This window comes from Paenibacillus sp. SSG-1 (assembly GCF_002224835.1).
Taxonomy (GTDB): domain Bacteria; phylum Bacillota; class Bacilli; order Paenibacillales; family Paenibacillaceae; genus Paenibacillus_AQ; species Paenibacillus_AQ favisporus.
In genome coordinates this window covers 2,921,839-2,934,885 of record NZ_MBRK01000001.1, presented here as the reverse complement: position 1 = coordinate 2,934,885, position 13,047 = coordinate 2,921,839, and the positions used below count along the sequence as shown (strand labels likewise).

The 13,047-nt window shown below is 43.6% G+C and carries 17 protein-coding genes; 14 read left to right on the top strand and 3 right to left on the bottom strand.

Annotated elements, in window-relative coordinates; all coding sequences use genetic code 11:
- The first annotated feature begins 24 nt into the window (after positions 1-24).
- The 6 genes from BCV73_RS13585 to BCV73_RS13560 all read left to right on the top strand — a co-directional run bounded on the left by BCV73_RS13585 (position 25) and on the right by BCV73_RS13560 (position 4,964).
- Positions 25-549 carry a DUF4362 domain-containing protein gene (locus tag BCV73_RS13585; RefSeq protein WP_179231995.1) on the top strand — a complete coding sequence of 175 codons (525 nt, stop codon included), beginning with the start codon at positions 25-27 and terminating at the stop codon, positions 547-549.
- A gap of 59 nt (positions 550-608) precedes the next feature.
- Complete coding sequence (locus BCV73_RS13580; RefSeq protein WP_089547515.1) at positions 609-1,436, top strand: class I SAM-dependent methyltransferase; 828 nt, start codon at positions 609-611, stop codon at positions 1,434-1,436.
- Between the two features lie 182 nt (positions 1,437-1,618).
- On the top strand, positions 1,619-1,786 hold the full coding sequence (locus BCV73_RS35050) for a hypothetical protein (protein WP_179231994.1): 168 nt from the start codon (positions 1,619-1,621) through the stop codon (positions 1,784-1,786).
- Positions 1,762-2,142 carry a GNAT family N-acetyltransferase gene (locus BCV73_RS13575; protein WP_089547514.1) on the top strand — a complete coding sequence of 127 codons (381 nt, stop codon included), beginning with the start codon at positions 1,762-1,764 and terminating at the stop codon, positions 2,140-2,142. Before BCV73_RS35050 ends, BCV73_RS13575 begins: the two co-directional genes overlap by 25 nt.
- Before the next feature lie 45 nt (positions 2,143-2,187).
- A complete protein-coding gene (locus tag BCV73_RS13570) occupies positions 2,188-3,309 on the top strand; it encodes a serine hydrolase domain-containing protein (protein ID WP_089547513.1) in 1,122 nt (373 codons plus the stop codon).
- A gap of 557 nt (positions 3,310-3,866) precedes the next feature.
- Positions 3,867-4,964 (top strand): helix-turn-helix transcriptional regulator, encoded by a 1,098-nt coding sequence (locus tag BCV73_RS13560; protein WP_089547511.1) that lies wholly within the window; start codon positions 3,867-3,869, stop codon positions 4,962-4,964.
- 313 nt (positions 4,965-5,277) lie between these two features.
- On the opposite strand, the gene BCV73_RS13555 is transcribed toward BCV73_RS13560, so the two are convergent.
- Complete coding sequence (locus tag BCV73_RS13555; RefSeq protein WP_089547510.1) at positions 5,278-5,604, bottom strand: hypothetical protein; 327 nt, start codon at positions 5,602-5,604, stop codon at positions 5,278-5,280.
- A 328-nt stretch (positions 5,605-5,932) separates the two neighbouring features.
- Here BCV73_RS13555 and BCV73_RS13550 point away from each other — a divergent pair, with 328 nt between their 5' ends.
- The 7 genes from BCV73_RS13550 to BCV73_RS13520 all read left to right on the top strand — a co-directional run bounded on the left by BCV73_RS13550 (position 5,933) and on the right by BCV73_RS13520 (position 9,953).
- Entirely contained in the window at positions 5,933-6,259 is a 327-nt protein-coding gene (locus tag BCV73_RS13550) for an ArsR/SmtB family transcription factor (protein ID WP_089547509.1), read from the top strand.
- A gap of 81 nt (positions 6,260-6,340) precedes the next feature.
- A complete protein-coding gene (locus BCV73_RS13545) occupies positions 6,341-7,342 on the top strand; it encodes an NADP-dependent oxidoreductase (protein ID WP_089547508.1) in 1,002 nt (333 codons plus the stop codon).
- 115 nt (positions 7,343-7,457) lie between these two features.
- Entirely contained in the window at positions 7,458-7,925 is a 468-nt protein-coding gene (locus BCV73_RS13540; RefSeq protein WP_089547507.1) for an NUDIX hydrolase, read from the top strand.
- Positions 7,926-8,199: 274 nt separating this feature from the next.
- Positions 8,200-8,529, top strand: coding sequence for a helix-turn-helix domain-containing protein (locus tag BCV73_RS13535; protein WP_076165016.1), 330 nt, complete (start codon positions 8,200-8,202; stop codon positions 8,527-8,529).
- Positions 8,530-8,558: 29 nt separating this feature from the next.
- Positions 8,559-9,035, top strand: a complete 477-nt coding sequence (locus tag BCV73_RS13530) for a hypothetical protein (RefSeq protein WP_089547506.1) — start codon at positions 8,559-8,561, stop codon at positions 9,033-9,035.
- Positions 9,036-9,218: 183 nt separating this feature from the next.
- Positions 9,219-9,434 carry a transcriptional regulator gene (locus tag BCV73_RS13525; RefSeq protein WP_076165021.1) on the top strand — a complete coding sequence of 72 codons (216 nt, stop codon included), beginning with the start codon at positions 9,219-9,221 and terminating at the stop codon, positions 9,432-9,434.
- 24 nt (positions 9,435-9,458) lie between these two features.
- Complete coding sequence (locus tag BCV73_RS13520; protein ID WP_343220536.1) at positions 9,459-9,953, top strand: AAA family ATPase; 495 nt, start codon at positions 9,459-9,461, stop codon at positions 9,951-9,953.
- A gap of 80 nt (positions 9,954-10,033) precedes the next feature.
- On the opposite strand, the gene BCV73_RS13515 is transcribed toward BCV73_RS13520, so the two are convergent.
- Positions 10,034-10,969 (bottom strand): S66 peptidase family protein, encoded by a 936-nt coding sequence (locus BCV73_RS13515; RefSeq protein WP_089547504.1) that lies wholly within the window; start codon positions 10,967-10,969, stop codon positions 10,034-10,036.
- A gap of 260 nt (positions 10,970-11,229) precedes the next feature.
- Here BCV73_RS13515 and BCV73_RS13510 point away from each other — a divergent pair, with 260 nt between their 5' ends.
- The gene (locus BCV73_RS13510) at positions 11,230-12,099 is read left to right on the top strand and encodes a chemotaxis protein (protein WP_143811863.1); all 870 of its coding nucleotides are present in this window, start codon (positions 11,230-11,232) and stop codon (positions 12,097-12,099) included.
- A gap of 60 nt (positions 12,100-12,159) precedes the next feature.
- Here the strand turns inward: BCV73_RS13510 and BCV73_RS13505 are convergent, their stop codons facing one another.
- Positions 12,160-13,035, bottom strand: coding sequence for an AraC family transcriptional regulator (locus BCV73_RS13505; RefSeq protein ID WP_089547502.1), 876 nt, complete (start codon positions 13,033-13,035; stop codon positions 12,160-12,162).
- Positions 13,036-13,047: the final 12 nt, after the last annotated feature.

Here is a 13,047-nt window from a genome sequence, read left to right as displayed (position 1 = left end):
TGGGTGTTAATATTAGCAGCTGGGTTGGTTTTGCTATCGGGCTGCAGTGAGAAGTCGGGCGGATCTATCGACAATACGACCACTCCTTCCACTGCTCCTGCACTAGGGGAGACGACTTCACTGCCATCGAAGCCGAAAGCGTTCCCCGCTGTGTCTGACCCTTATGATGCTGACAAAGCAGCCGCGAATGGTGATATCGTGAACTTACATGGGAAGATGTACAATTTAGAGAAGTGGAAGCTGTTTCTGGGGAATCTCGACATGGGTGTGCCGAATCAGGTGCGCATTACACAGTACACGGATGAAGGCGACCCAATCTTCTATGAACTGGTCTATGATGGGGCCGAGGCAATTGTGTATACGTATGACAATTCGAGGGACGGGTTTGGCAGTGATGCAGGTCGTCCAAGCACGGTGTGCCGTGGTATTGAACTCGAGAAGAATAAAGAGTACGGGTCTCATTACAAGCTAACCGGGTGCGATAATGAAACTAGCGATACGTTCTGGTTCACGGATGTAGAGGAGGAAGCTGAGCAGGGCAGCCAATAAACACATAAAATACATAACGGACGGAGCCAGATTTGAGTTTAAAAATGGGAGGGGAAAGCATGAAAGATCAGCGTTCAACCTACAATATCCAAAGTGCTGTATTAGGGTTTCAAGAGGAAATCGAGCGGTTGAAAGTACAAGCAACGATGGGTTGGCAGAAACAGTTACGAGCCTTAAAATGGTACGGATTGCAAAATGGTATGAGTGTATTGGAAGTTGGCAGCGGACCTGGATATATAACTGAGCAATTACTTAATAGCTTACCCGACAGTCATATTACCTCTCTCGAGATCGATAGTACTTTACTCGAACAAGCAAAAAAATTACTAAGTGACGTCCCACCTGAACGAATAAAATTTGTGGAATCGTCGGTTTATCATACGGATCTACCCAATGATTCTTTTGACTTTGTAATAGCAAGATTAATTTTTCTCCACTTAAACAATCCACTTGAAGCGGCACAAGAGATTTATCGAGTACTAAAGCCTGGTGGGAAACTAGTAATCATTGATATTGACGATGGAGTGTTTGGTACGGTAAACCCGGAAATCCCTTCATTACATAACATATTAAAGAAAATCTCGGATTATATTGCACAGAAAGGTGGAAATCGATTCATAGGCAGAAGTCTACCACGTCTCTTATTAAAGAGTGGATTTATTGATATAGATATTGATTCAGTAATTCAACATAGCGATGTACATGGTATTGATGGGTTTAAACGACAAATGGATATGAACCGTTTTGTACATTTTTATAAAAATGGTGTAATAAATTCAGATGAATTTGAACAAATGAAACTGGCTTCTGAGGCCATTAATAATAATTCGCCTGATGCATATGTGATGATGAATTTTATTACTGCATGTGGTACAAAGCAGAATTGATAAGATGTAAGAAGGGCTCCAATTTAGCTGACGGGTAACGATAGTTTAAAACCAAAAGGGATGTCGAGTGGCACCTTTATTCCGCTAACGGGCAGCATAGTTTATTTATAAGTGATCTGTACATTTCACTTTTAAAAAATTTGTAGCATAATTGATAGAGCTAATATCCTGGAGGCTATTTAATGCTGCTTATTGAAAAAGCGCATTTCAGTCGGAAAGAAGTATTAAAAAATTTAATGACCTTGTTCCTTCATGATTTATCTGAGTTTAATGAAAAACTTGAATTAAGTTCGGAAAATGGATTGTTTGAATTCGGGGTATTTGAGTGGTTTTTGAGAAAGAAGGATTAACGCCCTTTTTCATTAATCTAGACGGAAAACCAATAGGTTTTATTTTATTGCAAAGTGGACCATATGCAAATCAAGAGTATGCTAATTATGTGCTGAACTCCTTCTTTATTCTAAAGAAGTACAGGAGAAAGGGGATTGGGAAATTAGCTTGTAGTCAGTTTTTTGAACTGTATCCAGGGCGTTATGCGATAAGTCAGGCATTAACCAACATTCCAGCTATCAATTTTTGGAAAAGCGTCTACCTAACTAATAATTTTAATGTTTACGAAATGCCCGAAATTGAGGATGGAGTAAAGGTTGTATATCAATATTTTACTACAAACTCAACTGACCAATTAATGGAATCTGATACATGAGAACAATTCTTGGTCGTTTATATATTTTTTAAGGAGAACTCATGAATGGCGACATCTTTGGAGACTCAATTAGATCGTGTTATCTGTATGCAAGATTTCCCCGTTGGTGGAGCTGTTGTCGTAGTCAAAGATAATCAAGTTTTATATGGCAAGGGGTTTGGAAAATCCCGATTGGGAAGGAATGAAAGAGACTTTACAACGGACACCATTGTTAGTATTCAGAGTATAGCGAAGAGCTTTACAGCAGCAGCATTATTGCAACTTGTGGAAAAAGGTCTTCTTGAACTCGACACTCCCCTTGTAAAGTATCTTCCATATTTTCGAACAACTGATAAATTGATGAGTGACTCGATTACAGTCAAACAATTGTTATCACATACCGCTGGATTCTCGGGCGATCTAGGGGTTGGTAATTTAATATCTCCCAACGCATCCGAGTTCAATGTTTTTGAAAGTCTAAAGGCACATTTTGGGATTACCAATGCTCTTCTTCAAAGTATCAATAAGCGCGAGGACGTAACTAAATACTTCAATTCAGTTGCTTTATCTTATCCGCCGGGCTCCAACTGGAGTTATTGCACGGACGCTTATATTGTGGCAGCTGATCTATTTGAGAAGGTAAGCGGACTTAAATGGGATGACTATATGGAGAATGTCTTGTTTAGTAGTTTCAAGATGAACAGGACCACACTGCATGTTGAACGGGTGCAGCAAGAAGAGGATAGTGCTCAATATTACACAGCAACAGATGGCATTTTACATAACATTATCAAGCCAAATGCTAATATGGATGTGTTTGAGTCTCCGTTTCCAGTAAACCTTTTGGGTGCCCCGATGGGGTTCATATATTCAACTGCAAATAACTTAGGTAGATATTTATCATCATATATGAGTAGGCATCCTTTCATGTCTCAGTCTATGATCGACCTCATGTATGAGCCTGTGTGGAAGTTTGATAGTGAAAATGGCTACGCTTTAGGTTGGGGGACAAGAGAGGTGGGGAGCCGTACTTTTATTGAGCATGGAGGCGGATTTCCGGGTGTTAGTGCCTACGTCAGTATGGCTCCATCGGACAGAATGGGTGTAGTCGTTGTATCCAATCATGATAAGACACCAGCTCAAAAGATTTGTTATAAAGTTTTAGACACGTTATTCCAAAATAGCTAAAAAGTACGGTCAATGAAGTTGAATATTTGATCGTATTTTAACCATGAATTACCAGCTAAAAAAAGAAATGAGAATAAATATAGCAACGGAGTTCAGTAATGAAATACATATGGCAAAACAAACGACAGCCAGCGAAAATGTTCGACAACCTTTTGAAGATAGGGAGGGCTTGTATTAATTATTATTTATATACAAAATAATTAACAAAGAGCTCAGCCTAATGTTTGAATTCGAACCCAAATGGTATTGGATTAGTTTGATAATGCTATTAATTATAGTTCTTGTTCTTTGGTTCTCGGGGCTATGGAAATACTCCACGTTAGTTGTTGCTATGATGAATGCTCTTGCTTCAGACCGCTTTTGGAAGGAAAAAGAAGACGGTCGGCACATAGCTTTTCTTATCGCTGCTTAGAATCAGTCCGGGCAATTCTACCGGCAGTTGAATAAAGCGGATGTGCCCATTCAACCAACGCTTGATAGGATGACGTTTTTGGAAATGTTATGCTGTTATCGACAGTGCGCACTGTACATTTTGTTTAATCGGAGGTAGGTATACGATGCTCGATTTACGTAAAATTGGAGCTTATATTTCGAAGCTTCGCAAAGACCGGGATCTGACACAATTGGAACTTGCCGATCAACTGAATGTAAGCCATCAAGCGGTATCGAAATGGGAACGAGGCGACTCGCTACCGGATATCGGAACGCTTCCACAGTTGGCTAGATTATTCGGCAAAACGGTTGACGACATTTTAAATGCAGGAGATCACACAGAAATTCGGGAGCACCAGCACCTGGGAACGATCGTGGAGGAGATCGCAGAGAACAAGCCGGAACAAGTTGCAGAGATGGTTAATGCCGGTGAGGTGGAGCTGGAAGAGCTTGTAGAAGTAGCGCCGTTTGTAAAAGCAAGCGCTTTGCATAAGGTGACTGAACGATTAGACAGCAGCGTCCTTAAGTTAGACGTGATCTTGAGTCTGGCGCCGTTCCTCGGAACAGATACATTGGACGAACTGGTTCGTCAAGTAGAAGGAAGCGAAATTCTGTGGGATGCCATTACCGGACTTGCTCCATTCGTTAGCAGTGACACATTAAACCGACTGGTAGACAAATCGATTGACGGATCCTTAGAAGTGCATCGTCTTGTTGAAATTGCTCCGTTTCTTGGAAGAGAACAAGTAGATCGGTTGGTACAACATGTCGAAGAGGGTGGCTTGAGCTGGCATTTGGTCCAAGAGCTGGCACCTTTCATCAGCAAAGAGACATTAAATCGTTTGGTAGACCGGGTTGTAGACGGCACCATCGATGCGAACCGGATCGTAAGCCTCGCCCCTTTTCTGGGTAGGGAGCAGGTGGATCGGTTGATACTGGAAGCTGAAGAAGGCACCGTGAGCTGGAATGTCGTGAATGAACTGGCACCATTCATCAGCAGAGAGACATTAGGTCGTTTGGCAGATCGGGTTGTAGACGGCACCATCGATGCAAACCGGATCATTAGCCTCGCACCTTTTCTGGGCAGGGAAAATCTCGAAAAGTTGATTGCTGGAGTTGAAGTTGAACATCTTAGCCCGGATCTGCTGGCGAGTCTTGCACCTTTTATCGATCAAGGGACATTGAGCAGAATGGTAACAAACTTATTAAATAAAGTAAAATAGCCGCGGAGGTCGGAGCTTATTGATCCAGAGACCGTCGGCGTTCCCTAGAGGTACCCGCTTGAAATCCGGTTTTTCATCGATTTTGGATCATTGAACCAGCAAGGTGCTGGTTGGTCAACTAGGTAACCACGTTAAGTTAACGGGGAGCAATACGACGGCATCCGGACAAAATCATCGGCTGCCGTCGCAATGTTAAAAAGGCGTGATCGTACAACATTCGGTTGTCGAAGATGTCACGCGCTGAATATAACAACTGGTGCTACAACCGCATAAACCAAGGCGGATCCTGCGTCTCAAACAGATCCTAAATCGTTTAACTTTGCCTACTGTCGGCGGATGTAACTACTTGAATTCGGTACTTTATTTCCTTGATCGAATCTGGGTTTATCGCGGGTTCCATTGCACTACGCAAACCATTTTGAATGGCACGATCCCATTCCATTTCATTCTCCTGTAAGTATTTATATACCTCATTCGGGAGATCTACGACTAACTGGACCTGTTTAGGATCCCGGACGGGATTGATTTTAGGCAACCACTCAAGCTCGTTTTCAGATGCATTGATATGGACTGGTTTTTTACGGGATTTAGGCAGGGGTGAGACCCTTTTTGATCGGACCTTATCTTTTTTGTTCGCCATAATCCTTTTCCTCCTTACTCACATTGGATAAATCAGTCTATGCATCCGATGGGATTTTGGGCCGGGCGAGAGGGCTCTTATTGTAACCATGGCATGGACGGAGCATGAGGAAGTTGCGGATGCAGTATCACATCCAACGAAAGATAATGACATAAAAGGCCTCCCCCTTAAAGGCATAGGAAGAGGACAGGCCTTCAAATTAATTTGAAATCGGATGGGTAAAATGGCACAAGTTATAGGTGTTGTTTTGCCTCAGCTTGATTTTGTTATTAAAAGCTCTATAATTATGTTTAATAGATTAAACCAATGAACCTAAGGGGTGAATGGCATGAGCCAGCAAACGGAGGATATTCTACAACAATTTAAAGCTTGCATCCCTCTATTGGAAGTGCTGACCGATGTAAACCGTCAAGCTATGATTATGCTGTTAGCGCAGAACAAATCGGGACTTAATGTGAATACAATAGCAGGGCATATCAATTTGTCCAGACCGGCGGTATCCCATCATTTAAAGGTATTGAAACAGTCTGGTTTTATTAAATCCGAAAAAAAAGGTGTAGAAAACTACTATGTGTTGACTGTCCGTAAACCACTTGAACAACTCAAGTCATTAATTACTGCCGTTGAAGACGAATGCGATGGTCTCAGTGATTAACCAAAAGAGTTAAGTTCTAGTGAGCTTTTTTCAGCATTTGGTTCAATCGTTTAAACCAATAATCATAAGGAGTGGTATGAAATGAAGGCTATGACCATTAACAAGTACGGAAAAAATGTTCCATTAGTTATGACAGAACAACCAATGCCGAGTATCGGAGAACATGATGTGCTAGTAGAAATACATGCAGCCAGCTTAAATCCTATTGACTATAAAATTAAGGAAGGGAAAATGAAATTATTATTGAATTACAAGTTTCCTCTAATTTTGGGGAATGATTTCTCAGGAGTTGTAGTCAAGGTTGGCAGCCGGGTCAATACATTTAAACCTGGAGATGAAGTTTACGGAAGACCACGCAAGAACCGGATCGGAACTTTAGCTGAGTTTATTGCAGTTCATGAGGAAGATATTTGTCTGAAGCCGGAAAATCTCACCTTTGAAGAGGCGGCATCGATACCGCTGATTGGACTTACGACTTACCAAGCATTTGTTGATATTTTAAATCTTCAAAAAGGCCAAAAAATCTTGATTCACGCAGGTTCGGGAGGCGTAGGAACCTTCGCTATCCAACTAGCCAAGCTGATGGGGGCATTTGTTGCTACAACTGCAAGTGAAAAAGGCTATGACTTGGTAAATTCGTTGGGAGCCGATCTGATTATTAATTATAAAAAAGAGAATTTTGAAGAAATCCTTAACGGGTATGACGCGGTTTTTGATACTTTAGGTGGAGAAGCTTTGGACAAGTCATTCCGCATACTGAAACCAGGCGGACAAATTGTATCCATTTCCGGCATGCCGAACCCCAGATTTGGAAGAGAGGCGAAACTGGGTTGGGTGAAAACAACCATTTTGTCGATTGCGAGCCGTAGAATCAAAGCCCATGAGAAAAAAAGCCAAACGACGTATCACTTCCTTTTTATGAAACCGAGCGGAGAACAATTAAAGGTTATAAAGGGGTATATTGAAGGCGGACTTATTAAGCCTATTATTGATAAGGTGTATCTTTTGAAAGATGCAGCGCAAGCATTTCATTACCTGGAAAGCGGAAGGGCCAAGGGGAAAGTAGTTATTAGTTTAAAGTAATGTACGATGACAAGAACTATAAATATCCATGCACGAGTTACAAAAATCCATTCCACGCCTAATCCATTAAACATAAACTATTGCTATGGTTTGACTAGTAAAGTGGAGGGTGTAGATGGATTACATACAACATTTAAGGTCAATGGTAGGGAACGAGAAGGTCATTATGGTTGTTGCGGGTGCAATTGTTTTTGACAAAGAAAACCGAGTCCTGATGCAGAAACGTTCGGATAATGGTCAATGGGGTTTTCCTGGCGGGTTTATGGATTTAGGGGAGAGCGTTCAAGATACAGCAAGAAGAGAAGTTTACGAAGAGACGGGACTTACATTAGAAGAACTTAAGTTATTCGGGATCTATTCTGGCCCTCAGTATGACAAGACATTTTCTAATGGCGACCAAGTCTCACTTGTCCTAATATCATTTGTTTGTGATCAGTATGGTGGTAAGTTAGTTGAAAGTAACGAGGAGTCGATTCAAAATAAATTTTATTCTCTTAAAGAGTTACCACAGAACATATTCACCGAACATAAGATGCTTATTGATGATTTATTATCGAATAAACAGCTGCCGATTATTGGTTAAAGTAGGGTGAGCCGAACTAAAAGAAAATTCGAGCGAGACGCCGCTTAAGTTCTTTGCAGGAGAAGTTCAGACATAATAAGTTCTCAAGTTGGACAACCAGCTTGCGGTACACGATAGCTGTTGGGCTTACTAGCATCCATTTTGTTATTTTTAGAGAAAAAGGTTCTTACTAATTTCATAAATGGGCAGCCTGCCATGGGACTTTTTCGATTTTTGTGCGTTCTATCTTTAGACGATAAAGTCTATAGAATTTCTATGGAGGAGTGGCCGAGGCATGGCAAAGACGCAATTGGAGGATATCGCCGTACGTTTACGCAACGCCCGTATTAACCGTAAACTAACGCAAATGGAAGTATTTCGTCTGACGCAGATCAACAATAAAACCTTGAGCGCGTATGAAACCGCAAAGACCGAACCGGATCTGGTATCGCTGTCCAGGCTGGCCGACCTGTACAAGGTGTCCACCGATTGGATTATTACCGGATTTGAGTTCAAAGGAACAGGCAGGTCAGAAGATGCAGAGGCCGAAATTGGCCGGCTCAAGGACAAGCTTAAGGCACGGGAGCGGATCATCCGGGGAATCCGGGAACTTGTCTCGGAGTGAAAATCAAATAATAGTTAGCCTTAATTGAAATGAATTACCAATACAAGGTGGGCGCTTATAACACAGAGGTGAGGTTAAATTTGCTGCGTACTTTACATCTATTCATAATCCTGGTTCTGATTGCGTCCGTTTCGATTATTGCGGGCTGCCAAGGGGAAAGCAATAAGGATACTTTTCCAGAAGTCGGACAAAGTTTGTCCAAAAGTATGAAACAAATGGATAAACAACCTGGCATACTTTTAACGGGGTTCGCTGCCGACCCCAAAGTGAAACAATATAAAGTTGGAATTGAATATGATCCGGGTCAAATAAGCAATGAACAATTAAAACAGATTGTTACTGATTATCTCAGCCATGCGGCTTCAAATTTGTCGCCTCCCAACAATTGGGAAGAGATGCTTGAACCATATCAATTGCGCATTGAAAAGTTAGGTGATGCTCAAAAAACACCCGTAATAGCTGAAAAAGAGATCGGCTCAACAGAAATAAAATGGTTTTTTGAATAGAATAACACTGCTTTACAGATTAAACTAAGGGACGATAGCCCGTCGATGGAACTCACCCTTCCCATTGGGCAGACGCATGTGGAATCTTATCATTATGGCTTCCATTATAAAGTATACTCTTGCTGGCAATGGACAACGCTTAAGGTTAAATAACTATTTTCTTACGCGGGAGGTCATCGCTAATTGAAATTTGAACTTGGACGTTGCTTGCTGAATGAACGATTGATGGAATCCGGAAAGTCAGCGGAATGGCTGGCGAAAGACTTGCTTTTTAAACCGGAACGGGTTTATGACTTTATGGAAAACAAAAGAGTGATGCCACTCAAAATTGCCATATCGATCGCAGATTCCATCGGCTGTGATGTTCGTGACTTGTATGAATTAATTCCAAACGAATAAGAAGTAATGGGAGAATGAGAGGGTCTGGCCATAGGCATTAGGAATGATCTGATTGAAGGTGTCTCTGGCACCGGCAAAACTTCGGTCTGCATAGAATTGCAGCGGCGCAGCTACCATGCCATTCATGGTGACCGTGAATTGGCTTATCAAGGCGATCCGGAAACGGGGATACGGACGGATGGTATCACGCATGAGCACCACATTTGGCATGTCGATAAAGTAAAAGCTCTGGTCACCAATCAGGATGAAGCGGCAACATTTTTCTGCGGTGGTTCTAGGAACTTTTCGGAATTCATAGATCTATTTGACGGCGTGTTTGTCCTTGATGTCGACCTTGACACATTGAACCGGCGGCTTGACGAGCGACCGGAGAATGAGTGGGGTGGAAAGCCATCCGAACGGAAACTCATTACGAGATTGCACCAAACGAAAGAAGACATTCCGAAAAACGGAATTATCATTGACGCCACCGCGCCGATCGAGCACGTCGTTGACGAGATCATCTGTCATATCAAATAAAATAATCGTCGACGAGAGTAAATTACTGACACTTACGGATTGCCATAGACCAATACACCGTCGCACCTGGATACGAATTGTCATAACGATTGCATAACGCTGATGGTAGGTTCAACTATAGTTATTCTATTATTGACTGAATCGAGATTAACCGTTGCGCCAATTGGCAAAGCAACTTTATAAAAGTCATGACCTGTGGCAAGGTTCGTTATCAGCGGCTTACCGAGAGGTACAACAAATTCGTTGATTAAATCCTCATAGGATTTACCATAAGCCGCCTGGCAGCCTGAGCACTCGCCCATAATAATGCCGATGCAGTCACGAAATTTTCCGGCAAGCTTTAAATGATTCAAGTACCTGTATACGGTATTGGTAGGTTCGTGTGTTTCTTCAAGTACGAGAATTTTACCCCTTGTATCGATTTCGAAAGGCGTGCCCAACGTATCGACAAAGGAGGTCAGATTACCGCCCACAAGCTGCCCAGTAACGTTGCCCGGAACACGGCTGATCAGTGGCATCCCCGGCGGATTGAAGAGAGTCCGGGTTGATGAATACACGGATGTCGCAGAGAAAAACTGATCGAAATTATAAGCGGGCGTATCGGGTTTGAAGTCAATGAGCAGCAGACTATGGAATGTTATTAAATCTACATATTGATGCATTACGTTTAATAGTACCGTTATATCGCTGTAACCTGTCACAATTTTTGGGTTATTGCGGATCACCGTATAATCAAGGTAAGGAAGAATTCCCGCCACTCCTGTACCGCCTCTGGTGGGTAGGATCATTTTAACCCGCTCGTCTTGGAACATCATCATCAAATCAGAAGCCCGCTGCTCGTCTGTGCCGGCAAGAAACCCGTTTTGTGCATATACATATTGACCCAATACAACATTAAATCCCATTGCTCTCAAAATTTCGATCCGTGCATTAATTACGTCTGCAGCGAGCGGACTCCCCAAAGTAACGACTCCAACGGTATCGCCCCTCTGCAGCATTGGCGGACTTATCGGCATGTGCTGATCTTCCTTCCTGAAAATCGAAGAAGCCATTGTCATATCATATCTTTAGAGTATATTGGCAAAATCCCAAGCACAGTACTAAAAAGGAACTTGAATGAACGAGAAACCCTCTTTCTTCATTTCCGGCCATACTCATCGAGCACACAGCCTTTCTCAAGAGCGGCACCTGTTCTTTGTTGGATCGGCCCCCATGCTCTCCCTTATAATTAGAATGATATGGAAGTTGAATTGCGATGAAGGTGGTGGGGAATTCGATGAAAATCGCGGTAGGGTTTGTACACGGCATTGGAAAGCAAAAAGAACATTTTCATGAGGCGATGGCAGGGCTCATTAGCAAGCGGTTAGGTGAAATATGTCCGGCGGTGGAGCTGGTCAGCAAGGGGATTTATTGGGCGGACATCACGGACCGACTGGAAGATGAGCTCAAGGAAAAGCTTGCGCCTGACCATCTGCACTGGAACAAGTGGATCGATGCTCGGGGGTACGCCATCAGCTTTCTAGGTGACGCGATTGCCTATCAACCGCTGCCCCACAAAGCAGGTGACGATGATCGGAACTACATCTACACCGCAATTCACGAACGATTTTATGAAAAGCTGCAGGAGCTCGCGCAGTGCACAGGACCCAGTGCCCCGCTGTGCATCATAAGCCACAGTCTTGGCACGATCATCGCGAGTAACTTCATATACGACCTGCAAAACGGCAGGCTGCCAAGCGGCAAGCTTGCATCAATAAGTGAGGATCCTTCTGCACTCGTTCGTGGCGATACGCTAACACATTTTTACACAATGGGAAGCCCGATCGCGATCTGGACGATGCGGTATAACGACTTTGGGAAGCCGATTTCTTTTCCTTCGCCTGCTCTTTTGGCCGAAGGGCTCCCATACGGCGAATGGGTTAATTTCTACGATAAAGATGATGTGATCGCCTATCCGCTCAAGCGTCTAAGTGCGGAGTATGATGCGGCCGTGACAGAAGATGTGGAGGTCAGAAACCCGGGTTTTCTGGCCAGCACCCCACTTAATTCACACGGCGGGTATTACCGTTCGAAGACGGTCATCGAGCGGATTGCCAAATCGCTGGCGGACCTTTACGACCAAACAACCCGACAACCGATTCGTTAAGCCAGCGCCGGCAGCCGGTAATGATGAAAGGCTAAGCTATTCCAACGTTGGCCAAAAGCGCTATCCATCTCCGCCGGTCTGGCCGTTCATTCGGAATTCCGTCGGCGTGAGTCCTGTCTCCTGCTTGAATTGATAACTGAAATAGTGAAGGCTCTTAAAACCGAATCTTTCCGCGATCCATTCCAGCTTCTCGCCCTGCAGAAGCGCGAGCTTCGCCCGTTTGATCCTTTCTCTGATAATAAAATGCTTCGGTGTCACCCCCATTTCATGTTTGAACAGCTTGGTGAAATGTACCGGATGATAGCCGCACAAGCTTGCAAGTGCGGCAACCGACCAGTTTATGCCGGGCTCATCCTGCATCGCTTGAATGGCAGGTTCGATCTTGTTCCTCGAACCCTGTACGGAGTCGTTTCCGAGCAGCTGTCGACAGATCAGCGTAATCGCCTGCATCATAAGCGAACGCATTGTCAGCGTATATCCTGGGAGCTCGGATTCGTATTCCTTAACCATTTTAGACAGGATCGGTTCAAGTCCGGCAATGGTTAGCAAGGTTGGAACTTTCACTTCTCCGTAAGACGGTATATGAAAAACGGACAGTTGCGGGGCACTGAACGAACCCGGATCGCCATATTTGATTTGGAGTCCGGGATGGACGGGCAAAGGAGAAGAGGCGTGCCAATGGAAATGAACGCTGATATAATCAGTCGTTCGAATAGCCGTCAGCTTTGTTTGGCATTCCGGACCGTAACAAACGCATTCTCCCGGCAGAATGGCTACTTTTTGTCCTCCAATCTCGAGCTCTGCGCAGCCGGACACGACATAGAAAAGCTGATTGTCGGGGATCTTCCGATACCCCCAGTCCGTTCCCGCCTCTGCCGTTGCCCTGGCAGAAAAATTGACCGTTGGCGTAATCATGTCTAATGTTCCAGTATACATGACCAATCTCCT